This is a genomic window from Mycolicibacterium flavescens (assembly GCF_001722335.1).
Classification (GTDB): Bacteria; Actinomycetota; Actinomycetes; order Mycobacteriales; family Mycobacteriaceae; genus Mycobacterium; species Mycobacterium flavescens.
The window spans coordinates 1-22,522 of the sequence record NZ_MIHA01000009.1 but is presented as its reverse complement, the minus strand read 5'-3'; the positions used below and the strand labels follow the sequence as shown (position 1 = coordinate 22,522).

The 22,522-nt window shown below is 70.4% G+C and carries 19 protein-coding genes and 1 pseudogene; 13 read left to right on the top strand and 7 right to left on the bottom strand.

Annotation, left to right across the window (positions count from 1 at the left end; translation table 11 throughout):
• The first annotated feature begins 102 nt into the window (after positions 1-102).
• The 6 genes from BHQ18_RS13695 to BHQ18_RS13670 are packed head-to-tail and all read left to right on the top strand — an operon-like array spanning position 103 to position 6,773.
• A complete protein-coding gene (locus BHQ18_RS13695) occupies positions 103-2,178 on the top strand; it encodes a PhoX family protein (protein ID WP_069414176.1) in 2,076 nt (691 codons plus the stop codon).
• A gap of 19 nt (positions 2,179-2,197) precedes the next feature.
• A complete protein-coding gene (locus BHQ18_RS13690) occupies positions 2,198-2,998 on the top strand; it encodes an LLM class F420-dependent oxidoreductase (protein ID WP_069414175.1) in 801 nt (266 codons plus the stop codon).
• A 51-nt stretch (positions 2,999-3,049) separates the two neighbouring features.
• Positions 3,050-3,718 (top strand): GntR family transcriptional regulator, encoded by a 669-nt coding sequence (locus tag BHQ18_RS13685; protein ID WP_069414174.1) that lies wholly within the window; start codon positions 3,050-3,052, stop codon positions 3,716-3,718.
• Between the two features lie 59 nt (positions 3,719-3,777).
• Positions 3,778-5,535 (top strand): ABC transporter substrate-binding protein/permease, encoded by a 1,758-nt coding sequence (locus BHQ18_RS13680; RefSeq protein WP_109789297.1) that lies wholly within the window; start codon positions 3,778-3,780, stop codon positions 5,533-5,535.
• Positions 5,535-6,269: an amino acid ABC transporter ATP-binding protein gene (locus BHQ18_RS13675; RefSeq protein WP_069414172.1), complete on the top strand. Its 735-nt coding sequence runs from the start codon at positions 5,535-5,537 to the stop codon at positions 6,267-6,269. The genes BHQ18_RS13680 and BHQ18_RS13675 overlap by 1 nt, the downstream gene beginning before the upstream one ends.
• Before the next feature lie 57 nt (positions 6,270-6,326).
• Positions 6,327-6,773, top strand: coding sequence for a MarR family winged helix-turn-helix transcriptional regulator (locus tag BHQ18_RS13670; RefSeq protein WP_069414171.1), 447 nt, complete (start codon positions 6,327-6,329; stop codon positions 6,771-6,773).
• On the opposite strand, the gene ggh is transcribed toward BHQ18_RS13670, so the two are convergent.
• Positions 6,774-8,114, bottom strand: a complete 1,341-nt coding sequence (gene ggh / locus BHQ18_RS13665) for a glucosylglycerate hydrolase (RefSeq protein ID WP_069414350.1) — start codon at positions 8,112-8,114, stop codon at positions 6,774-6,776.
• A gap of 65 nt (positions 8,115-8,179) precedes the next feature.
• Here ggh and BHQ18_RS13660 point away from each other — a divergent pair, with 65 nt between their 5' ends.
• Positions 8,180-8,845, top strand: a complete 666-nt coding sequence (locus BHQ18_RS13660; protein ID WP_069414170.1) for an SDR family oxidoreductase — start codon at positions 8,180-8,182, stop codon at positions 8,843-8,845.
• Positions 8,846-8,873: 28 nt separating this feature from the next.
• Here BHQ18_RS13660 and BHQ18_RS30935 read toward each other — a convergent pair whose 3' ends face one another.
• The 3 genes and pseudogenes from BHQ18_RS30935 to leuS all read right to left on the bottom strand — a co-directional run bounded on the left by BHQ18_RS30935 (position 8,874) and on the right by leuS (position 12,709).
• Positions 8,874-9,383 (bottom strand): endonuclease domain-containing protein, encoded by a 510-nt coding sequence (locus BHQ18_RS30935; RefSeq protein ID WP_372516658.1) that lies wholly within the window; start codon positions 9,381-9,383, stop codon positions 8,874-8,876.
• A gap of 285 nt (positions 9,384-9,668) precedes the next feature.
• Positions 9,669-9,743, bottom strand: a pseudogene (locus tag BHQ18_RS30930) (hypothetical protein); the annotation flags it as partial.
• A gap of 92 nt (positions 9,744-9,835) precedes the next feature.
• Entirely contained in the window at positions 9,836-12,709 is a 2,874-nt protein-coding gene (gene leuS / locus BHQ18_RS13650) for a leucine--tRNA ligase (protein ID WP_205866095.1), read from the bottom strand.
• Between the two features lie 178 nt (positions 12,710-12,887).
• On the opposite strand from leuS, the gene BHQ18_RS13645 reads away from it, so the two are divergent.
• Together BHQ18_RS13645 and BHQ18_RS13640 are read left to right on the top strand one after the other, a co-directional pair.
• A complete protein-coding gene (locus BHQ18_RS13645) occupies positions 12,888-13,850 on the top strand; it encodes an LpqN/LpqT family lipoprotein (RefSeq protein ID WP_069414167.1) in 963 nt (320 codons plus the stop codon).
• Positions 13,851-13,929: 79 nt separating this feature from the next.
• Positions 13,930-14,280 carry a hypothetical protein gene (locus BHQ18_RS13640; protein ID WP_069414166.1) on the top strand — a complete coding sequence of 117 codons (351 nt, stop codon included), beginning with the start codon at positions 13,930-13,932 and terminating at the stop codon, positions 14,278-14,280.
• 3 nt (positions 14,281-14,283) lie between these two features.
• Here BHQ18_RS13640 and BHQ18_RS13635 read toward each other — a convergent pair whose 3' ends face one another.
• A complete protein-coding gene (locus tag BHQ18_RS13635) occupies positions 14,284-14,898 on the bottom strand; it encodes a YqgE/AlgH family protein (RefSeq protein WP_205866101.1) in 615 nt (204 codons plus the stop codon).
• Between the two features lie 104 nt (positions 14,899-15,002).
• Here BHQ18_RS13635 and BHQ18_RS13630 point away from each other — a divergent pair, with 104 nt between their 5' ends.
• A complete protein-coding gene (locus tag BHQ18_RS13630; RefSeq protein WP_069414348.1) occupies positions 15,003-16,277 on the top strand; it encodes an MFS transporter in 1,275 nt (424 codons plus the stop codon).
• Between the two features lie 10 nt (positions 16,278-16,287).
• Positions 16,288-17,064 carry a TIGR03084 family metal-binding protein gene (locus tag BHQ18_RS13625; RefSeq protein WP_069414347.1) on the top strand — a complete coding sequence of 259 codons (777 nt, stop codon included), beginning with the start codon at positions 16,288-16,290 and terminating at the stop codon, positions 17,062-17,064.
• An 18-nt stretch (positions 17,065-17,082) separates the two neighbouring features.
• Here the strand turns inward: BHQ18_RS13625 and BHQ18_RS13620 are convergent, their stop codons facing one another.
• Positions 17,083-17,571 carry a pullulanase gene (locus tag BHQ18_RS13620; RefSeq protein ID WP_069414165.1) on the bottom strand — a complete coding sequence of 163 codons (489 nt, stop codon included), beginning with the start codon at positions 17,569-17,571 and terminating at the stop codon, positions 17,083-17,085.
• 6 nt (positions 17,572-17,577) lie between these two features.
• Positions 17,578-19,035 (bottom strand): CCA tRNA nucleotidyltransferase, encoded by a 1,458-nt coding sequence (locus BHQ18_RS13615; RefSeq protein ID WP_069414164.1) that lies wholly within the window; start codon positions 19,033-19,035, stop codon positions 17,578-17,580.
• A 142-nt stretch (positions 19,036-19,177) separates the two neighbouring features.
• On the opposite strand from BHQ18_RS13615, the gene BHQ18_RS13610 reads away from it, so the two are divergent.
• Positions 19,178-20,050: an NUDIX hydrolase gene (locus tag BHQ18_RS13610; protein ID WP_109789289.1), complete on the top strand. Its 873-nt coding sequence runs from the start codon at positions 19,178-19,180 to the stop codon at positions 20,048-20,050.
• Complete coding sequence (locus tag BHQ18_RS13605) at positions 20,047-22,449, top strand: DUF6049 family protein (protein ID WP_069414163.1); 2,403 nt, start codon at positions 20,047-20,049, stop codon at positions 22,447-22,449. Before BHQ18_RS13610 ends, BHQ18_RS13605 begins: the two co-directional genes overlap by 4 nt.
• The last annotated feature ends 73 nt before the right edge of the window (positions 22,450-22,522 follow it).

The window sequence follows — 22,522 nt, the reverse complement described above, 5'->3', positions numbered from 1 at the left end:
TAACCCGGGCCCGGCAGATCCGCGGCAAAACGCTCGGGCGCGCCGACCCCTTGTTCATCTCGTGCTTGCCAGCTGCTAACCGGGCTGTCGTACGTTCCCGCGGTGGCCCTCATCCCGCTGAATCTGTTTGTCTCCCACGACGGCACGTCCCGCCGCCAGCACCTGACGTGCCTCTACCGGTGCGGCGACGCCTGCTCCAAGCCCGTCCCGAACCGCAGTGACAACGAGTACTTCGGCGACGTCGTCAGGGCGGTGTCGCGCCGGTCGATGCTGCGCGCCAGTGGGATCGCGGTGCTGGCCGTCGGCGCCGGATCGGCGCTGGCCGCCTGCGGCACCGACGATCCCCCAGCAGCCGCGCCGTCGTCCACCCCGGCGCCGGATGCCACCCCGCCCGGGATGAACTTCACCTCGGTGGCGCCCAACAGCGGGGACGTCGTCGTCATCCCCGACGGCTACCAGCAGGCCGTCGTGATCCGTTGGGGCGACCCGATTCTCGACGGCGCGCCGGAGTTCGACGTCAACAACCAGACGGGCGCGGCGCAGCGCGGGCAGTTCGGGTTCAACAACGACTTCGCCGGCCTGCTGCCGATCCCGGGAGCGCCGAACCGCTTCCTGCTGGTGACGAACTTCGAGTACGTCGACCCGATCTTCATGTTCCCCCGCTACGACAAGGACAACCCGACCCGCGACCAGTTCGAGGTCGAGATCGCCGCGGTCGGCATGGGTGTGGTCGAGGTCGAGCGCACCCCGCAGGGACTCACCCCGGTCATGGGCCGCTACAACCGTCGCATCACCGCCGACACCCCGATGACACTGACCGGTCCCGCCGCGGGCACCGACTTCGTCAAGACCGCCGCCGATCCGACCGGCCGCACCGTGGCCGGTACCTTCGCCAACTGCGCAGGCGGCGTGACACCCTGGGGCACAGTGCTTTCCGGTGAGGAGAACTTCCAGGACTACTTCGGCGCCGCCGAAGGGTCACCCGCCCCGGGCCCGGTCGTCGCCGACCGCCGCGACCGGTACGGGATCTCCGTCGAACCGACCGCGCTGCGCTGGGAGACCTTCGACCCGCGCTTCGATCTGGTGCAGACGCCCAACGAGCCCAACCGCTTCGGCTACGTCGTCGAACTCAACCCGTGGGACCCGGCCTCGACGCCGGTCAAGCACTCGGCGCTGGGCCGGCTCAAACACGAGGGCGCCAACATCCACGTCACCGACGACGGCACCGTCGTCGCCTACACCGGCGACGACGAGCGGTTCGACTACATGTACAAGTTCGTCTCGAGCAAGAAACTGCGGCCCGGACCGGTCACCGATGCGGCCGCGATGGCGCACAACATGACGCTGCTCGACGAGGGCACGCTTTATGTCGCCAAGCTGTCCAGCGACATCCCGGCCGGCGAGCTCGACGGGTCGGGCACGCTGCCGTCGACCGGACGGTTCGCCGGCACCGGCACCTGGCTGCCCCTGCTGCGCTCGGGCCCGGACGGACAGGCCGAGTCGCTGGTCGACGGGATCTCCGCGCAGGAAGTCGCGGTGTTCACCCGGATCGCCGCCGACAAGGTGGGCGCCACCAAGATGGACCGCCCCGAGGACGTCGAAGCCAACCCCGAGACCGGCAAGGTGTACGTCGCGCTGACCAACAACGACGAGCGCGGCACCGCGGGTGAACCTGCGGCCGACGCGGCCAACCCCCGCAACGAGAACAAGAGCGGACAGATCCTCGAGATCACCGACGACCACGCCGGCACCGCGTTCACCTGGGAGCTGCTGCTGGTGTGCGGGGACCCGGCCGCCGCCGACACGTACTTCGCCGGTTTCGACAAGACCAAGGTCAGCCCGATCTCGTGCCCCGACAACCTCGCCTTCGACAGCCACGGCAACCTGTGGATCTCCACCGACGGCAACGCGTTGGACTCCAACGACGGGTTGTTCGCCGTCGCGCTGGACGGACCGAACCGCGGCGAGACCAAGCAGTTCCTCACCGTGCCGGTCGGCGCGGAGACATGCGGACCCGTCGTCACCGACGATCTGGTGACGGTGTGCGTGCAGCATCCCGGCGAACACGACGACCACACCATCGACAACCCGCTGTCGCACTGGCCGGACGGCGGGGACGGCACCGCCCGCCCGTCGGTGGTCGCGGTGTGGAAGACCGGCGGGAATATCGGCGTGTGATCCGGGTTACTTATACGGCGTGAGCCAACCAATCCGCATCGGCGTGCAACTGCAGCCGCAGCACTCCCCGAAGTACAGCCACATCCGCGACGCGGTCCGCCGCTGCGAGGACATCGGCGTCGACATCGCGTTCAACTGGGATCACTTCTTCCCGCTCTACGGCGATCCCGACGGCGCCCACTACGAATGCTGGACGATGCTCGGCGCGTGGGCCGAGCAGACCTCGCGCATCGAGATCGGCGCCCTGGTCACCTGCAACTCCTACCGCAACCCCGAACTGCTCGCCGACATGGCCCGCACCGTCGACCACATCAGCGACGGCCGGCTGATCCTGGGCATCGGATCGGGTTGGAAGCAAAAGGACTACGACGAGTACGGCTACGAGTTCGGCACCGCGGGCAGCCGGCTCGACGACCTCGCCGCGGCGATGCCCCGGATCACGTCGCGGCTGGCCAAACTCAACCCGGCACCGACCCGCGACATCCCGATCCTCATCGGCGGCGGCGGCGAGAAGAAGACGCTGCGCCTGGTCGCCGAGTACGCGACGTTGTGGCACAGCTTCTCCGACAGCAGCGAGTATCCGCGCAAGGCCGAGATCCTCGCCGGCCACTGCGCCGCCGTCGGCCGCGACCCGGCGGCGATCGAACGGTCGGCAGGCGTTGCCGGCAAAGGAGTCGAGGCGTTGATCGCCGAGGCCGATGCGTTGGCGGATCTCGGGGTGACGGTGCTGACGGTCGGCGTGAACGGTCCGGACTACGACCTCACCGACGCGGAAGCGTTGTGCCGCTGGCGCGACCGGCGCCGCGCCGGCGGACACTGAAGCGTCGAAATCGCCACGGCGGGGCAGTCTGCGTGAGAGGCTGTCGCCGCCATGCCCAAGAAGTACGGGGTCAAGGAAAAAGACCTTGTGGTCGCGCACGTGGTCAATCTGGTTCTGACTGGCAAACTCCGGTCCGGTGACCGGGTCGACCGCAATGAGATTGCCCACGAACTCGGGTTGTCCCGCGTGCCGATCCAAGAAGCCGTGGTGCAACTCGAGCACGACGGCATTTTGTCCACCCGTTATCACCGCGGCGCGTTCGTCGAACGCTTCGACGAAGCCGTCGTGCGCGAACACCACGAGATCCACGGCATGCTCACCGGAATGGCGTCGGCGCGGGCGGCCGCCGCGCGGGACCCGCAGGTGATCGAGTCGCTGGCCGCATTGGCGGGCACCATGCACGCCGCGCGGGAGACCCGCGCCTTTCACGACGGCGCCTGGGAGTTCCGCGGCGTGATCACCGATGCCTACGCCGGCCCGCGACTGGCCGCGATGATCCGCTCCTCGCAGGCGTTCATGCCGCGCGCATTCTGGAGCACCTACCTGGACAACCACGCCGCGTTGCTGGCGTTCTACGACGACGAGACGGCGGCAATCCGCCACGGCGACGCGCAGGCCGCGAGCGACGCATGCGTGAAACGCAGCGCGCTGATGGGTCGCATCATGCAGGGCGAACTGGTGCGTCGCGGCGTCATTCGTCCCGCGCCCGTCGCATTCTGACCGTTCGCGGTTACGTTGCTTACATGAATCCGTTCGCGCGGCTGACCCGACCGCTCGTGATGGTGCTGACGGTGCTGCTCGGCCTGGGGCTGGTCCTGGCCGGCCCGGCAGGCGCCAACGTCGACCAGTGCGCCCCGCCGGGCGTCGAGAGCGCCAGCGCGCTGCCGACCAACCTGGCCGCCGCGGCGACCGGCCCCGAGACCGACCGCTACACCACCCCCGACGTCGAACCGCTCGACGCGGTCGACATCGGCGCGCTGAACCTGAGCACGCCCGGGACGTTGACCGTCGGCACGCTGTCGGACGCGCCGCCCAGCATCTGCATCAACTCGGCCGGCCAGTTCACCGGCTTCGACAACGAACTGCTGCGCGCGGTCGCCGGCAAGCTCGGGCTGCGGATCGAGTTCGTCGGCACCGAGTTCTCCGGGCTGCTCGCGCAGGTGGCGTCGCGCCGCTTCGACGTCGGCTCCTCGTCGATCACCACCACCGAACCCCGCCGCCGCACCGTCGGTTTCACCAACGGCTACGACTTCGGGTACTTCTCGCTCGTCGTCCCGACCGGATCGCCGATCACCGGGTTCGACCAGCTGGCGCCGGGCCAGCGGATCGGCGTCGTGCAGGGCACCGTGCAGGAGTCCTACCTCGTCGACACGCTGCGGCTGCAGCCGGTGATCTTCCCCGACTACAACACCGTCTACACCAGCCTCAAGACCCGCCAGATCGACGCCTGGGTGGCGCCCTCGCAGCAGGCCTCGGGCACCGTGCAGCCCGGCGATCCCGCGCAGATCATCGAAAACACGTTCAGCTTGGACAATTTCGTGGCGTGGGCGGTCGCCAAGGACAACCAGCCGCTGATCGACGCGTTGAACTCGGGACTGGACGCGGTGATCGCCGACGGCACCTGGGCGCGGCTGTACACCGACTGGGTGCCGCGCGAACTGCCGCCGGGCTGGAAGCCCGGGTCCAAGGCCGCGCCGATGCCCGAGCTGCCGGACTTCACCGCGATCGCCGAGGAGAACCAGGCGCAGCAGGGTGCACCGGCGGCCGGTGGCGGCGCGCCGGCCTCGACGCTGTCGCAACTCAAAGACGCGTTCCTGGACTGGGATCTGTACAAGCAGGCGATACCGGATCTGCTCAAGACCGGTCTGCCGAACACGCTGATCCTCACCGTGTCGGCCGCCGTCATCGGGTTGGTGCTGGGCATGCTGCTCGCGGTGGCGGGCATCTCCGGCAGCCGCTGGCTGCGGTGGCCGGCGCGGGTGTACACCGACATCTTCCGCGGGCTGCCCGAGGTGGTGATCATCCTGCTGATCGGGCTCGGTGTCGGCCCGATCGTCGGCGGATTGACGGGTAACAACCCGTTCCCGCTGGGCATCGCCGCGCTCGGTTTGATGGCCGCGGCCTACGTCGGCGAGATCTTCCGGTCCGGCATCCAGAGCGTCGAACCCGGCCAGCTGGAAGCCTCACGCGCACTGGGCTTTTCGTATCGGTCGGCGATGCAGCTGGTGGTCGTGCCGCAGGGCGTGCGGCGAGTGCTGCCCGCGCTGATGAACCAGTTCATCTCGCTGCTCAAGGCGTCCTCGCTGGTGTACTTCCTCGGTCTGGTGGCCAACCAGCGTGAGCTGTTCCAGGTCGGCCGCGACCTCAACGCGCAGACCGGCAGCCTGTCGCCGCTGGTGGCCGCCGGCTTCTTCTACCTGATGCTGACCGTGCCGCTGACCCATCTGGTCAACTTCATCGACGACCGGTTGCGGCGCGGCCGAAAACCCACCGAGGAGGATCCGCTGCAGCTGTCCACATCCCAGGAGATGATCTGATGGCCTTCGATCCGGTGTCGTTGAGCGCCAACGACCTTCACCTGTCGTTCGGGCCGAACAAGGTGTTGCGCGGTGTTGACCTGGACGTGCCGGCGGGCACCACCACCGCGGTGATCGGCCCGTCGGGGTCGGGTAAGTCCACGCTGCTGCGCACCCTGAACCGACTGTACGAACCCGACAGCGGCGACATCCTGCTCGACGGCCGGTCCGTGCTCGCCGACAACCCCGACGAGCTGCGGCAGCGAATCGGCATGGTGTTCCAGAACTTCAACCTGTTTCCGCACCGCACCGTGCTCGACAACGTGACGCTGGCGCCGCGCAAACTCAAACGGCTCAGCGCCGAACAGGCACGCGAGCTCGGGATGGCACAGCTGGACCGGGTCGGTCTGCGGCACAAGGCCGAAGTGCGGCCGACCACGCTCTCCGGTGGGCAGCAGCAGCGGGTGGCGATCGCCCGCGCGCTGGCGATGGCCCCGCAGGTGATGTTCTTCGACGAAGCCACCTCGGCGCTCGATCCGGAACTGGTCAAGGGGATTCTCGCGCTGATCGCCGACCTGGGCTCGGACGGGATGACGATGGTGGTGGTCACCCACGAGATGGGCTTCGCCCGGTCGACCGCGAACGCGGTGGTGTTCATGGACCACGGCAAGGTCGTCGAGGCCGGCGCGCCCGAGCAGCTCTTCGACGACGCGCAAACCGAGCGTCTGCAGCGGTTTTTGTCGCAAGTTCTCTGACATTTACGCCGCCGTCACGCATCGTGGCAGCGACCGACAGGTTAGACTGCCGAAGTTATGGCGGATGTGGTCGAATCGCAGGTCGCGGAACTGTCGGGGGAGCTGCAGCGTGTGCTGTCCCGGGTGTTCTCCGTGCTGCGGCGAAGCGACACCAACCGCACCGAAGCCGGTGACCTCACCCTGGCCCAGCTGTCGATCCTGCTGACCCTGCTGGAGCAGGGCCCGATGCGGATGACCGACCTGGCCGCCCACGAGCGGGTGCGCACCCCGACGACGACCGTCGCGATCCGCCGGCTCGAGAAACTCGGGCTGGTCAAACGCTCCCGCGACCCCTCTGACCTGCGGGCTGTGCTCGTCGACATCACGCCGGAGGGCCGCGCCCAGCATCAGGAGGCGCTCGAGGTCCGTCGCGGCTATCTGGCGACGCTGCTGTCGCGGCTCAGCCAGGAGGAGTTGGACACGCTGACCAAGGCGCTGGCCCCGCTGGAGCGGTTGGCCGAGTAGTTACCCGAGCCAGTCCAGCACCGCCGCGGCCGTCCACGACTGCTGCATACTGCCCAGCGGCTCACCGGTGAACGGTTCGTAGTACTCGGCGAAGGTGCCGTCGCTGGCCTGGCGCAGTCCCTCCTGCCGCAGGATCCGGGACCGCTCGGCCCAGCCGCGCCGGGCGAAACACCAGGAGAACAGCCACGTCATCACCGGCCACACCGGCCCGCGCCAGTACTCGCGGGGCCGGAAATCGCGCGACACCGGCGAGGTCGACGGGATGCTGGCGTACTTGAGATCCGGGTGCGCGCAGAACCGCGGCCCCTCCAGCAGTTTCACCAGCGCGCGTTCGCGGTCGTGCGGCAGCCCGCCGCACAGCAGCGGCGCGAACTGCGCGACCGTCTCCGTGGCGATCCACTGGTCGGCGCGGACGTCGTAATCCCTTGCTGCGCCTGTTCTTTCATCGGTCGATTCGATGACGCCGGCGCGGAACCGCTCGCCCCAGGAGTACAGGTCGCGGACGTCGGCCTTGGGCCTGTGGTAGTCCTCGCCGATCTCGGCGAGCACGTCGCACGCCACCGCGAGAATGGCCGAGACGAACACGTCCTCGACCGCGAAGCTCATCACCTTCGGCAGCAGATCGTCGTCGTAGCGGGCCGATTTCATCTCTTCGAGCAGCCACAGGTAGCGGTCGTACTCCAGGTCCGACGGCCGCTGCGAGGCGTCGGTGACGATCGTGTTGTCCTCGCGCTGGTATTCGGGCACCGTGCCGGGAATCACGTTGGCGTAGGCGCCGTCCCAGCGCGGCGAGTTGTCCATGCCGGACTCCCAGCCGTGGTACAGCGTGACCCGGCCGTGCTGGTTCGGATCGCGCGCCTCGGCCAGCCAGCGGTGCCAATTGACCAGATCGTCCCAGCGGCGGTCCAGGAACGCCTCGGCGACCGCGCGGGTGGAGCGGCCGCGGGTGCGGGCGTGGTCGAGGATGCGCTGCACGGCGATCGCGTGCACCGGCGGCTGGGTGATGCCCGAGGTGTGCCGGTTGCGCGGGGCGTGCGCGGCCAGCGCGGAGGTGGCCCACCGCGCCGGGCCCGGGAAGTAGCCGTCGACCCCGTTGGCGAACACGATGTGCGGGATCATCCCGTTGCTCCACTGCGCCGACAGCAGCGTGTCCAGCTCGACGACCGCGCGCTCGACGCTCAGCGGGGCCAGCCCGATCGCCACGAACGCCGCGTCCCAGCTCCACATGTGCGGGTACAGCAGCGGGGCCGCGGTGGTCATGGTGCCCAGGTCGTTGCCGCGCAGTAGGTAGGCGGCGCGGGCGGCGAGCTGCGTGGGCGCGAAGCTGTGGTCGGGTGGCATCCGTTCCATGATGCGTCCCGCGAGGCCGAAACGCAGGGTGGTGGGGCTTGTGTACGGTCACAGTCATGCCGACCGCGATGATCACCGGGGCCTCGCGAGGGCTCGGCGCGGCGATTGCGACCGCGCTCGCGCCCACCCACACGCTGTTTCTGGCCGGGCGGCCGTCAGCTCAACTGGACGAGGTGGCGGGCCGGTTCGGCGCGACGACGTGGCCCGTCGATCTGACCGACGTTTCGAGTATCGACGCTGCGGTGGAGCCGATCGTCGAACTCGACGTACTGATCCACAACGCGGGTGTCGCGTTTCCGGGCCGGGTGGCCGAGTCGACGGTCGACGAGTGGCGCACCAGCATGGAGGTGAATGTCATTGGCGCCGTTGCGCTCACGCTCGCGCTGCTGCCGGCGCTGCGTGCGGCGGACGGTCACGTGGTGTTCGTGAACTCCGGTTCGGGGATCAACGCGTCGCCGGGTCTGGCGTCGTACTCGGCGAGCAAGTTCGCGCTGCGGTCGTTCGCCGACTCCCTGCGCAACGACGAACCGTCGCTGCGGGTGACGTCGGTGCATCCCGGGCGGATCGCCACCGAGATGCAGGAGGGTCTGGTGGCCTACGAAGGCGGGGACTACGACCCGTCGCGGTTCCTGAGCGTCGAGAGCGTCGCGCGGGTGATCGCCGAGGCGGTGCACTCACCGTCGGACGCCCACGTCCACGAGGTGATCGTCCGCCCCCGCTAATCTGCGATTTCGGTGCGCATCCGATCGCTCAGCGACTGGCAGCGCACCGAAGCGCCTGGCGAATGGACGTGATCACCCGGTCCGGGTAGACCGTCAGGTCGAGCCACGTGAAGCGCAGGATCTGCCAGCCGAGCAGGATGATCGCGTTCTGCCGCTTACGGTCGGTCTGAAACACCTCAGCATCGGAGTGGAACGCCCAGCCGTCGGTCTCCAACGCGAGCATCGCTTCTGGGAAGCCCACGTCGACCTTGTAACGTCCGACGGGATAATTCGCCTTCCAGCCGGTGATCCCCGCTTTCATCAACAACTTGACGAGAAGCCGTTCGGCCGCGGAGCGGGCGCCGTCGGCCGCCGCCTGTAGGAGCATCCGCGCCACCGGTGAGCCGTAGCGACCCTTGTTGCGGACTTGAGCGCTCCACAGGTCGCGGAGGTCGACGTGCCGTTGCAACGCGTTGTCCAGCAGTTTGGCTCCCCCGGGCCGCACGATTGCCGACTCGAGCACAGTCAGCGGTTTGGCGGTGACTCGCAGCGCTCGCAACTCCACAACGTCGCGCGGATCGAGGTCCCGGCGCCGTAAGCGAGTTCCCGTGTGGCAGCGACCATGTACGGTCCGGCTTGCGGTGACGTCCACGATGTCGGGCGCGTACTGGGTCAGACCGTGCCACCACGCCGCAGTCAGACCGCTGGCAGCCGCAGTTGGTCCGTAGCCCCAGACGCCCGCACGCACTCGCGCCGCGTCGGTGAACTCGCGATCGTCGACGAAGTAGACGCCTTTCGAGCACCGCCGCCATCGCCCGGTCCGCACGCGTCGCTGCACCGACTGGTCACTGAGGCCGGCGCGACGTGCCTGCGCCGACGTGATGACGCCGTCCTGCGCTCGTAGAAACTCTGAAAGCACGCACGGTTGGACGCGCGCGACTGCCCGGTCGGTTCCCTGCCGGGTGGCTTGGGGGCGCTACTGATCGCTGGGCGACAGGTAGCGCGCCGAAATCACAGGACGATGTTGACGAGGCGGCCGGCGACCACGATCACCTTCTTCGGCGTCGCCCCGTTGAGGAACGCCTGCACCTTCTCGTCGGCCAACGCCGCAGACTCGAGCGCATCGGCGTCGGCGTCGGCGGCGACGGTGATCCGCCCGCGCACCTTGCCGTTCACCTGCACCGGGTACTCGACGGTGTCCTCGACAAGGTACTGCGGGTCGGCCACCGGGAACGGTCCGTGCGCCAGCGACGTGTCGTGCCCCAGCCGACGCCACAGCTCCTCGGCCAGATGCGGTGCGAGCGGCGCCACCATCAGCACCAGCGGCTCCAACGCCCCGCGGGCCGTCACACCCTGCTTGGTCAGATGGTTGGTGTACTCGATGAGCTTGGCCGCAGCGGTGTTGTTGCGCAGGTTCGTGTAGTCGTCGGACACGCCGGCGATGGTGCGGTGCAACAACTTCAGCGTCTCGTCGTCGATCGCCTCGTGCTCGGCGACACGGTTGGCGCCGGTCTCCTCGTCGACCACCAGCCGCCACACCCTCTGCAGGAACCGGTGCGCGCCGACGACGTCCTTGGTGGCCCACGGCCGCGACGCCTCCAACGGTCCCATCGACATCTCGTAGACGCGCAGGGTGTCGGCGCCGTAGTTGTCGCAGATCTCGTCGGGCGACACCGAGTTCTTCAGGCTCTTGCCGATCTTGCCGAACTCCTGGAAGACCTCGATCTCACCGTCGGGTCCCGGAGCCGACCCGTCGGCGACATCGGACGGACGCCAGTAGAACTTCCCTTCGCGCTCAACGACTTCCGCGGCCGGCACATACGCCCCGCGGGAGTCGGTGTACGCGAACGCCTGGATGTAACCCTGGTTCACCAGCCGGCGGTACGGCTCGCGCGAGGTGACATGTCCGAGGTCGTAGAGCACCTTGTGCCAGAACCGCGAATACAGCAGGTGCAGCACCGCGTGCTCGACGCCGCCGACGTACAGGTCCACGCCGCCCGGGTCGTCGGCGCCGTGCTCGGCGGTCCGCGGACCCATCCAGTACGCCTCGTTCTCCTTGGCGCACAATTCATCTGCGTTGTACGGGTCGGTGTAGCGCAGCTCGTACCAGGAGCTGCCCGCCCACTGCGGCATCACGTTGGTGTCACGCGTGTAGGGCTTGGGCCCGTCGCCGAGGTCCAGCTCGACGTTGACCCAGTCGGTCGCCTTGTTCAGCGGCGGCGACGGCTCGCTGTCGGCGTCGTCGGGATCGAACAGCACCGGCGAATAGTCGGGCACGTCGGGCAGTTCCACCGGCAGCGCCGATTCGGGCAGCGGGTGCGCCCGCCCGTCCTCGTCGTAGACGATCGGGAACGGTTCGCCCCAGTAACGCTGCCGGGCGAACAGCCAGTCCCGCAGCTTGTATTCCACGCGCGGGCGGCCGCGGCCCTCGGCGCTCAGCCGGTTGGTGATCGCCTCCTTGGCCGACGTGACGCTCAAACCATTGAGCTCACCGGAGTTCACCAGTTCCCCGTCACCGGTGTAGGCCGCCTCGGACACGTCACCGCCGGAGATCACCTCGACGATCGGCAGCCCGAACGCGTTGGCGAACTCCCAGTCGCGCAGATCGTGCCCCGGCACCGCCATGATCGCGCCGGTGCCGTAACCGGCCAGCACGTAGTCGGCGATGAACACCGGAACCTGTTGTTTGTTCGCCGGATTCGTGGCGTAGGCACCGGTGAACACGCCGGTCTTGGTCTTGTTCTCCTGGCGCTCGAGGTCGGACTTGGCCGCGATCGACGCCCGGTAGGCGGCCACCGCCTCGGCGGGCGTCGCGGCGCCGGAGGTCCATCGTTCGTCGACGCCGTCGGGCCACCGGTCGGCGACCAGTTCGTCGACCAGGTCGTGCTCGGGTGCCAGCACCATGTACGTCGCGCCGAACAGCGTGTCCGGGCGCGTGGTGAACACCTCGATGTCGCCGGCATCGGTGGCGAACAGGACAGACGCGCCCGTCGAGCGGCCGATCCAGTTGCGCTGCATGGCCTTGACCTTGTCCGGCCAGTCCAGCAGGTCGAGGTCGTCGAGCAGTCGGTCCGAGTATGCGGTGATACGCATCATCCACTGCCGCAACCGTTTTCGGAACACCGGGAAGTTGCCGCGCTCGCTGCGCCCGTCGGAGGTGACCTCCTCGTTGGCCAGCACGGTGCCCAGTCCGGGGCACCAGTTCACCAGCGAGTCGGCGCGGTACACCAGCCGGAACCCGTCGACGACGTCGGCGCGCTCGCCCGCCGACAACGACGCCCAGTCGCGGCCGTCGTCCAAAGACCTTGTCCCGGATTCGAACTCTGCGATCAGCTCGGAGATCGGCCGGGCCCGGTTGACGTCGGGGTCGAACCACGCGTTGTAGATCTGCAGGAAGATCCACTGCGTCCACTTGTAGTAGTCGACGTCGGTGGTGGAGAAGCTGCGCCGTGAGTCGTGGCCGAACCCGAGCCGGCCCAGCTGGCGACGGAAGTTGACGATGTTGGCCTCGGTGCGCACCCGCGGATGCGTCCCGGTCTGGATCGCGTACTGCTCGGCAGGCAGCCCGAACGCGTCGAAACCCAACGCGTGCAACACGTTGCGGCCGGTCATCCGGAAGTACCGGGCGTAGACGTCGGTGGCGATGTAGCCCAGCGGATGCCCGACGTGCAGTCCCTCGCCCGACGGGTAGGGGAACATGTCCTGGACGAACATCTTGTCCGGGGGCACCTCGGCGCCGTCGGACGGCGCGAGCGACCCGACGGGGTTCGGCACGTGGAACGTCCCGTGCTCGTCCCACCACTGCTGCCAGTCGCGCTCGATCCGCCCGGCCAGTTCCGCGGTGTAACGGTGGGACGGGGTCTCGGTGGTCGGCGCGTCGGTCACGTCAACAGGGTATAAGCCCGCCGAATCGGGTTCGATCGGCCACGGGTTGGTCTCGGTTCCGTTGCGGGCAAGTCAGGACACGGTTGCAGGTCGATTCCGGCCCTGGTGGGCGCCGCTTCGGCGTGGTTACAGTCAGCGCCTGACCTGACCCCCGTGCTGTTCGGAAGGACCGACGCAGATGATCGAGATCGCCCCTCGCTGGCGGATTCTGGCCGCAGGTGTGGCCGCCGCCACCGCCGGCGTCCTCGGTGTCGCGGGCACGACCGCATCGGCCGAGCCGCTCGTCCCGCGACCCCCGCTGCCTGCCCCCGCCACCGTGACCCAGACCGTGGTCGTCGGGCCCAATGCCGCACCGCTCACCCAGCCCGGTGTGAGTTCGGCCACCGGCATCGCCCCGGTCGCCGGTGCCCCGGTCGCCGGTGCCCCGGTCGCCAGTCCCCCGGTCGCGGTGCCCGCGGCGCCGGTGCCCGCGATCCAGCCGGCGACGTCCGGCACGCTCAGCGAGTTCTTCGCCGAGAAGGGTGTGCGGATGGAGCCGCAGGCCAGCCGTGATTTCACCGCGCTCAACATCGTGCTGCCGATGCCGCGCGGCTGGTCACACGTGCCGGACCCCAACGTGCCGGACGCGTTCGCGGTGATCGCCGACCGGGTCGGCGGCAACGGGCTCTACACGTCGAACGCCCAGATCGTGGTCTACAAGCTGATCGGCGACTTCGACCCGAAGGAGGCCATCAGCCACGGCTTCATCGACAGCCAGCAGCTGCCCGCGTGGCGCTCCACGGCGGCGTCGTTCGCCGACCACGGCGGTATGCCGTCGTCGCTCATCGAGGGCACCTACCGGGAGAACTCGATGACGCTGAACACGTCGCGCCGCCACGTCATCGCCACCGCCGGACCCGACCGCTACCTGGTGTCGCTGTCGGTGACCACCAGCGTCGATCAGGCCGTCGCGGCCGCCGACGCCACCGACGCGATCGTCAACGGCTTCCGGATCGGCATCCCGGGCGCCGCACCCGCCGCACCCGCACCCGCGCCCGTCGCGCCGGCACCTGCGCCCGCCCCGGCGACCACCAACGTGTCCGCGCTCGGTGCCCCCGCACCGGCCCAGGCCGCACCGCAACCGGTGGGCCTAGGGGGTTAGACATGTCCCCCGGGCGAAGCCTGGCGCCCGGGGGACGCCCCAACCTGACCACCTCGCTGGGCCTCGTAAGCTGAAGGCCATGTTCGTCGCCGCGGTGTTGTGTCTGGGCGCCGCCGTCGTGACCGCGGCCCTCGGCCTGTGGTTGCTGAGCCGCCCGCAGTCGGAGGATCCCGTGCGCGAGGTGCTGCGCTCGGTGGCGCCGACCCAGCTGGCGGCCGCCGCGATGCTCGCCGCCGGCGGCGCTGTCGCGCTGGCCGCCGATTCCCGCACCGCGCTGTTCGTCGTGGCGATCTGCGTGCTCGGCGCGCTGGGCACCGTCGGCGCCGGCTGCTGGCAGAGCGCGAAGTCCGTCGCGCGCCGTGAAGCCGCGCCTGCGACCGGCGGCTGCGCCGGCGGGGCGTGCGCGACGTGCACGCTGTCGTGCAGCTGAGGTTCAGTTCCTGCTGAGGTCGATCGGATGGGTCGCCAGGAGCGACAGCGGCAGCGGTTGCCGGCGCAGCACCCGCGACCACAAGTCCACCCGCGGCTCGACCAGCACGTCAGACGGCAACGCCGACAACACGATCCAGTCGTCGCGTTCGATCTCGCCCTCAAGTTGGCCGATGGTCCACCCCGAGTAGCCCGCGAAGATCCGCACGCCTTCGACCACGGGTGCGACGGTGTCCGGGTCCGCGTCGAGGTCGACCATCACCATCCGGCCCTGCACGTGCCGCAGGCCGGGCACCTCGGCAGCGTCCACGCCGACCCGCAGCGACGCCAGGCACAACGCCGCGTCGCGTTTGACCGGCCCGCCGATGAACATCGTCTTCGGTTTGGCCGACAGCTTGGCCCACTGCGGCAACACGTTGTAGACCGCGGTCTCGCTGGGCCGGTTGAGCACCACCCCGAGGGTGCCGCCGTCGTTGTGCTCGACGACGTAGATCACGCTGCGCCGAAACGTCGGCTCCAGCAGGTCGGTGTTCGCGAGCAACAGCGTTCCGGCCCGGACGCGCGGCGCTGCAGGAGCGACGAAATCCTCCGGATCCTCTGACTGCGCCACGTCCACCATCATGGCACCAGCCGCCGCCGTCATGGCGGACAAGCGCGGCCCGCGGCGATATTTGTACTGTGGGTCCAGTCCCGATTCACTCGCTCAGAAATGTGATCTCACCGGTGGCTGACCCCCGCGCGCTCGTCGACTTGTTGCGATCGCTGCGCGGTATGCACGAGTTCCGGCGGCTGCTCGAACTGCGCGCGGTCAGCCAGTTCGGCGACGGCCTGTTCGCCGCCGGCCTGGCCGGCGCGATCCTGTTCAACCCCGAGCGCGAAGCCGAACCGTGGGCGATCGCCGGCGCGTTCGCCGTGCTGTACCTGCCCTACTCGCTGCTCGGCCCGTTCGCCGGCGCGCTGCTGGACCGCTGGGACCGGCGGGTGGTGCTGATCGGCGCCAACCTCGGCCGGCTGCTGCTCGTCGTCGCGGTGGCCGCCATGCTGGCCGCCGGCGCCGCCGACCTCCCGATCTTTCTGGGGGCGTTGATCGTCAACGGCTTCACCCGGTTCGTGTCGTCGGGTCTGTCGGCGGCGCTGCCCGACGTCGTGCCCCGCGAGCGGGTGGTGGCGATGAACTCGGTGGCCACCGCGACCGGGGCGGCCGCGGCCTTCCTCGGCGCCCTGTTCATGCTGCTGCCGCGGACGTTGTTCGGCGACGATGACACCGGCGCGTCGACGATCATCTTCCTGGTCACGGTGCCGGTCGCGTTGGCGCTGCTGCTGTCGGTGCGCTTTCCGCCCGACGTGCTCGGCCCGCACGAGAGCAAACGCTCGATCCACGGCTCGGCGCTCTACGCGGTCGCCACCGGGTGGGTACACGGCATCCGTACCGTCGCGGCGGTGCCGACGGTGGCGGCGACGCTGTCGGGGCTGGCCGCGCACCGGATGGTGTTCGGCATCAACTCGCTTCTGGTGCTGGTGATCGTGCGGCACAACGACGCGCATGTGGTCGCGGGGCTGGGCACCTCGGTGCTGTTCCTCAGCGCCGGCGGGGTGGGCGGTTTCCTGGCCACGATCGCGACGCCGGCGCTGATCCGTCGCTTCGGGCGCTACGGCGCGGCCAACGGCGCGCTGGGCTTCGCCGTCGCGGTCCAGCTGGCCGGGGCGAGCCTGTACGTGCCGCTGATGGTGGTGTGCGGTTTCCTGCTCGGCGCGGCCGGGCAGGTGGTCAAGCTGTGCGCGGACTCCGCGATGCAGATCGACGTCGACGACGCGCTGCGCGGCCACGTCTTCACCGTGCAGGACGCGTTGTTCTGGATGTCGTTCATCCTCGCGCTGTCGGGCGCGGCGGCGGTGATCCCGCTCGACGGCCGCGAACCGCTGCTGGCGGTCGCCGGGGTCGGTATCTACCTCGCCGGTCTCGGCGCGCACGCGGGCCTGGCCCGGCATCGGCGTTAGGGTGACCGGCATGGCTGGTGCCGCGCCGATGGTGGCCGATCTGCGGGCCGAGAGCGACGACCTCGACGCGCTGGTCGCCGACCTGCCCGCCGCGCGGTGGGCCGAGCCGACGCCGGCGCCGGGCTGGACGATCGCCCATCAGATCGCACACCTGCTGTGGACCGACCGGGTCGCGCTGACCGCCGTCACCGACGAGGCCGCGTTCGCGGCGCTGCTACAGGAGGCGGGCAAGAACCCGACCGGTTTCGTCGACGAGGGCGCCGAGCAACTGGCGGGCACCCCGCCTGCCGAACTGCTGGCCGACTGGCGCGCGACCCGAAATCAGCTGCACGACGCCCTGCTGACCGTCGAGGACGGTCGCAAGCTGCCCTGGTTCGGGCCGCCGATGAGCGCGCCGTCGATGGCCACCGCCCGGCTCATGGAGACCTGGGCGCACGGCCTGGACGTGGCCGACACGCTCGGGGTGCGACGGCCCGCGACCGCGCGGCTGCGTTCGATCGCCCACATCGGGGTGCGCACCCGCGACTTCGCGTTCGCCGTCCACGGCCTGGCGGCGCCGGCGGAGCCGTTCCGGGTCGAGTTGCGCGCACCCGACGGCTCGACGTGGGACTGGGGACCGGCCGGCGCCGCGCAGCGGGTCAGCGGGTCCGCCGAGGACTTCTGCATGCTGGTCACCCAGCGCAGGCCGCGGGCGGCGCTGGATGTGCGCGCGGTCGGCGACGACGCCGAACGGTGGCTCGGCATCGCGCAGGCGTTCGCCGGGCCGCCGGGGTCCGGCCGCGGATAGCCCTGCCGCACAACAGGTTCAGACTTCACCCGCCGAATCCGCGCGGCCGTCACCGTCGGCGTCGGTCAGCTTGACGTCCCACCGGCCGTCGGCGTCGGCGTCGACGTAGGCATCCCCGTCACCGAGCGCGCGGTCGGCCACCCCGTCACCGTCGGCGTCGAGCAACCGGTCATCAGGGGCGCCGTCGCCGTCGACGTCGACCAGCGGGCCGCCGAACTGCTCGACGCCGTCGAGACCGAACCACCGCAGCCCCCGCACCGGGTCCACGCTGACCGCCCACGTGCCGGTGCCGTCGTCGGTGAAGTACGCGGCCTCGCCCGCGTGGTCGCGCACCAGATGGTCGGCGGTGCCGTCGGTGTCGAGGTCGGCCATCGCGTCGTCGAGCAACCCGTCACCGTCGAAGTCGATCCCGACCGCGTCCAGCGACCCGTCCCCGTCGACGTCCACATCCGCGGGCGCCGACCACATCGTCGCCGTACCGTCGCCGTCGCCGAGGCAGTAGTCCATGTCTGATCAGACGGACGACTGGCCCTTCGCGTTCCACCACGCCAGCAGCTCGGCCTCCGCCTCCTCGCGCGACAGCGGCCCGCGGTCCAGGCGCAGCTCCTTGAGGTACTGCCACGCCTCGCCGACCTGCGGCCCGGCCGGGATGCCGAGGATCTTCATGATCTCGTTGCCGTTGAGGTCCGGGCGCACCCGCGCCAGGTCCTCCTTCTCGGCGAGCTCGGCGATGCGGTGCTCGAGGTCGTCGTAGTTGGCCTGCAGCCGCGCCGCCCGACGCTTGTTGCGGGTGGTGCAGTCGGCGCGAACCAGCTTGTGCAGCCGCGACAGCAGAGGCCCCGCGTCGGTGACGTAGCGGCGCACCGCCGAGTCGGTCCACTTGCCGCCGCCGTAACCGTGGAACCGCAGGTGCAGGTACACCAGCTGCGAGACGTCCTCGATCATCTGCTTGGAGTACTTCAGCGCCCGCATCCGCTTGCGGGCCATCTTCGCGCCGACCACCTCGTGGTGGTGAAAGCTCACCCCGCCGTCGGGTTCGTGCTTGCGGGTCGCGGGCTTGCCGATGTCGTGCAGCAGCGCCGCCCAGCGCAGCACCAGATCCGGGCCCTCGTCGCCTTCGAGGTCGATCGCCTGCTTGAGCACGGTCAGCGAATGCCAGTACACGTCCTTGTGCTGGTGGTGCTCGTCGATCGCCATCCGCATCGCCCCGACCTCGGGCAGCACCACATCGCCCAGACCGGTCTGCACCATCAGGTCGATCCCGGCGACCGGGTCGGCGCCCAGCAGCAGCTTGTCCAGTTCGGCGGCCACCCGCTCGGCGGTGATCCGGCCCAGCTGCGGCGCCATCTCGACCAGCGCGGCCATCACCCGGGGCGCGACCGTGAACTCCAGCTGCGAGACGAACCGCGCCGCGCGCAGCATCCGCAGCGGGTCGTCGCCGAACGACACCTCCGGCGCGGCCGGGGTGTCGAGTTCGCGGCGGCGCAGCGCCGCCAACCCGCCCAGCGGGTCGTGGAACTCGGCAGGTCCCGCCGCGGTGATCCGCACGGCCATCGCGTTGGCGGTGAAGTCGCGGCGCACCAGGTCGTCGTCGAGGGTGTCGCCGAAGCGGACCTCCGGGTTGCGCGACACCTGGTCGTAGCTGTCGGCGCGGAACGTGGTGATCTCCAGCCGGTGGTCGCCCTTGCCGACACCGAGCGTGCCGAACTCGATCCCGGTGTCCCATAGCGCGTCGGCCCAGCCGCGCAGCAGTTTCTGCATCTGCTCGGGCCGGGCGTCGGTGGTGAAGTCGAGGTCCGCCTTCTCGGTCAGCCGGCCGAGCAGCGCGTCGCGCACGCTGCCGCCCACGAGATGGAGCTCGTGACCGGCGTCAGCGAACAAGGCGCCGACCTCACGCAGCAGATCGCGGTGACGGTTCAGCGCGACCTGCGCGGTGGCAAGCAGTTCAGCGTCGGTGGCGGATTCGGGCACGTTCGGACAGCGTAGTCGGGCGACGATCGGGCGGCCCCCGGCCGCGTTGGGAGCCCGACAATTCAGCACGAGTCGGCAACGGCTGTATCACGACCGGTGAGTGCAGCGGGAGCGAATGTTCATGGCAGCTACTATCGCTTGGGTGTCGGACGGCGAACAGGCCAAACCACGACGGCGCCGAGGGCGCCGCCGCGGCCGACGCTCGGCAGGACCTCCCGAGCCCTCCACCAGCGCCTCAACCAGCCAGGCCGGTCAGGTCAACCAGTCCGCGCCGACGCCGAAACCCGGCAGCCACCACAAACCCGTCAACGGCGCCGAGCCCAAACCCGGTCAGCCCAAGAAGACGCGGCCGCGCCGGCCACCGGACCGGCTGCGCACCGTCCACGAAACCTCGGCGGGCGGGTTGGTCATCGACGGCATCGACGGCCCCAAGGACAACCAGGTCGCCGCGCTGATCGGGCGCATCGACCGGCGCGGCCGGATGCTGTGGTCGCTGCCCAAGGGCCACATCGAGATGGGCGAGACCGCCGAGCAGACCGCGATCCGCGAGGTCGCCGAGGAGACCGGCATCCGCGGCGACGTGCTGGCCGCGCTCGGCAGCATCGACTACTGGTTCGTCACCGAGGGCCGCCGGGTGCACAAGACCGTGCACCACTATCTGATGCGGTTCCGCGGCGGCGAACTGTCCGATGAGGACGTCGAGGTCACCGAGGTGGCCTGGGTCCCGCTGCACGAGCTGCCGTCGCGGCTGGCCTACGCCGACGAGCGCCGCCTCGCCGAGGTCGCCGACGAGCTGATCGACAAACTGCACACCGACGGGCCGTCCGCGCTGCCCCCGCTGCCACGGTCCGCACCGCGGCGGCGACCCCAGACGCATTCGCACACCCGCAACCGTCGCCGCCCCGACGACTCGGCCCTGGGCGCCGAGCGCTGGGGCAAGGCCGACAGGCAGGGCAACGAACGCGGGCACACCCAGCCCGGCCGGCGGACGAACGGCTGCGGACAGGGCCCGTGACCCCCACCGCGCTGCTGCGCCTGCTGGCCGCGCTGCTGTTGTTGACGCTGACCGCCGTCCCTCTCGCCGTCCCGCCGACCACCGCCGCGCAGCCCAGCACCACCACCCCGTTCCTGCAGGTGCGCATCGACGCGGTCTCCCCCGACGTGGTGACCACCACCAGCGAACCCGTCGTCACCGTGACCGGCGCCGTGCTCAACGTCGGTGACCGGGCGGTGCGCGACGTCGTCGTGCGGCTCGAGGACGCCGCCGCCGTGACCACCACGACCGGGCTGCGCACCAACCTCGCCGGCAACGTCGACCAGTTCGAGCCGGTCGCCGACTTCGTCACGTTGACACCGGAACTTGCTCGCGGACAAGAGGTTCCGTTCGTGCTGTCCTATCCGCTGCGGTCGGCGCAGCGGCCGTCGCTGTCGATCGAGGAGCCCGGGGTGTACCCGGTGATGGTCAACGTCAACGGCACCCCCGACTACGGCGCCCCGGCCCGCCTCGACGACGCCCGCTTCCTGCTGCCGGTGCTCGGTGTGCCCCCGGACCCGGCCGCCGGGTCCGCCGACACGGTGACCGCGGTCGAACCCCCGGACACGTCGCGACCGGTGCAGCTCACCGTGCTGTGGCCGATCGCCGACCGGCCCCGCCTGGCCGCGGGCGCCCCTGGCGGCGCCACCCCGGTCCGACTCATCGACGACGAACTCGCCACGTCGCTGGCCCCCGGTGGTCGCCTCGACACGCTGCTGTCGGCGGTGGAGTTCGCCACCCGCCCCGAGGTCGACGCCGACGGCCGCGTCCGGATGGCCACCTGCCTGGCCATCGACCCCGATCTGCTGGTCACCGTCAACGCCATGACCGGCGGCTACGTCGTCAACGACGGGCCCGACGCCGGCCCGGGCACCCCGACACGCCCGGGCACCGGTCAGCAGGCCGCGGTCGGCTGGCTCAACCGGCTCAAGGAGCTGGCCAAACGGATCTGCGCCGCGCCGACCCCCTACGCGCAGGCCGATCTCGACGCGCTGCGCCGGGTGGGTGATCCGGGGCTGACCAACATCGCCACCAACATCGCCGGCGACATCGTCGACCAGATCCTCGGAATCGCCTCGGTGCGCGGTGCCACCCTGATCGCCGACGGCCCGCTGACCGGGCCCGCGGTGCGCCTGCTCTCCGCGCAGGGCCCGACCGTGGCCATCGCGGCCGGCCACACGAACGCCGACGGATCCGACACCGCGTCCACCGCCGACACCGCGCCGGTGCGCTACACACCGAACCTGGTGGCCGCCCCCTTCGACCCCGCCGTCGGGGCCGCGCTGGCCGGGGCGGGCGCCGAGCCGAGCACCCCCGGCTACCTCGACCCGGCGCTCGACATCCCGCTGCGACCGGAGTCGGAGGCCGCGCGCAGGCAGAGCGCACTCGGCGCGCTGCTGTGGCGCGGCCTCAACCCCGACGTCGCCCCGCGCACCCAGATCGTGGTGCCGCCGCTGGCCTGGAACCTGCGCCCCGACGACGCCGGGGCGATGTTCTCCGCCGTCGCCACCGCGATCAACGCCGGACTCGCGCAGCCGCGCCCGCTGACCGCCGTCATCGCCGAGGGCAACGCGGTGCCGCCGGACGAGACCTCGGCGCTGCCCGGCGACGAGGTCGGTGATCCCTCCGCCCGGTTCGACGACGCGGTGGTGTCGGGCATCGCCGCGGTCACCGGTCGGCTGTGGGGCCTGACGTCGGCGCTGACCACCGACGCGCGCACCGGCCTGACCGGGATCGGCTACACCGCGCCGCTGCGCGAGGACATGCTGCGGGCGCTGAGCCAGTCCGTGCCGCCCGACACCCGCAACGGCATTGCGCAGCAACGGCTCACGACGGTCGGGCGCACCGTCGACGACATGTTCAACGCGGTGACGATCGTCAACCCCGGCGGTTCCTACACGCTGGCCACCGAGCGCAGCCCGCTGCCGCTGGCGCTGCGCAACGATCTGCCGGTGCCGATCCGGGTGCGGCTCGACGTGAGCGCCCCGCCCGGGATGACGGTGACCGACATGGGCGAGATCGAGCTGCCGCCGGGCTTTTTGCCGCTGCGCGTCCCGATCGAGGTGCATTTCACCCAGCGGTTCGCGGTCGACGTGTCGCTGCGCACCGCCGACGGGTTGCCGCTCGGCGAATCCGTGCGCCTGTCGGTGCATTCCAACGCCTACGGCAAGGTGCTGTTCTTCATCACGCTGTCGGCGGGTGCGGTGCTGGTGCTGCTGGCCGGGCGCCGGCTGTGGCACCGGTTCCGCGGCCAACCCGATCCCGCCGACCTCGACCGCCCCGATCCGCTCGACGTCGCGCTGCGCTACGACGACAGCGGCGATCCCGTGCTCAGCCGGGGCGGGCGGGACCGTCCCGGACGCGACGGCGGTGCGACGTGAGCACGCCGGGACCGCGCGGGCCGGCCGCTCCCCCGCCGCGCCGCGCGACCCGCCCGCTGCCCGACCCGCCCCC

What these genes read in the sequence shown, in the direction of transcription:
- BHQ18_RS13680 (WP_109789297.1), top strand. Translation starts at nt 3,778, where the DNA reads ATGGTGCTGACGGTGCTGCTCGGCCTGGGGCTGGTCCTGGCCGGCCCG.
- BHQ18_RS13645 (WP_069414167.1), top strand. Translation starts at nt 12,888, where the DNA reads ATGATCGAGATCGCCCCTCGCTGGCGGATTCTGGCCGCAGGTGTGGCC.
- BHQ18_RS13625 (WP_069414347.1), top strand. Translation starts at nt 16,288, where the DNA reads ATGGCTGGTGCCGCGCCGATGGTGGCCGATCTGCGGGCCGAGAGCGAC.
- BHQ18_RS13685 (WP_069414174.1), top strand. Translation starts at nt 3,050, where the DNA reads ATGCCCAAGAAGTACGGGGTCAAGGAAAAAGACCTTGTGGTCGCGCAC.
- ggh (WP_069414350.1), bottom strand. Translation starts at nt 8,114, where the DNA reads ATGCCACCCGACCACAGCTTCGCGCCCACGCAGCTCGCCGCCCGCGCC.
- BHQ18_RS13670 (WP_069414171.1), top strand. Translation starts at nt 6,327, where the DNA reads ATGGCGGATGTGGTCGAATCGCAGGTCGCGGAACTGTCGGGGGAGCTG.
- BHQ18_RS13660 (WP_069414170.1), top strand. Translation starts at nt 8,180, where the DNA reads ATGCCGACCGCGATGATCACCGGGGCCTCGCGAGGGCTCGGCGCGGCG.
- BHQ18_RS13620 (WP_069414165.1), bottom strand. Translation starts at nt 17,571, where the DNA reads ATGGACTACTGCCTCGGCGACGGCGACGGTACGGCGACGATGTGGTCG.
- BHQ18_RS13675 (WP_069414172.1), top strand. Translation starts at nt 5,535, where the DNA reads ATGGCCTTCGATCCGGTGTCGTTGAGCGCCAACGACCTTCACCTGTCG.
- BHQ18_RS13635 (WP_205866101.1), bottom strand. Translation starts at nt 14,898, where the DNA reads ATGGTGGACGTGGCGCAGTCAGAGGATCCGGAGGATTTCGTCGCTCCT.
- BHQ18_RS13640 (WP_069414166.1), top strand. Translation starts at nt 13,930, where the DNA reads ATGTTCGTCGCCGCGGTGTTGTGTCTGGGCGCCGCCGTCGTGACCGCG.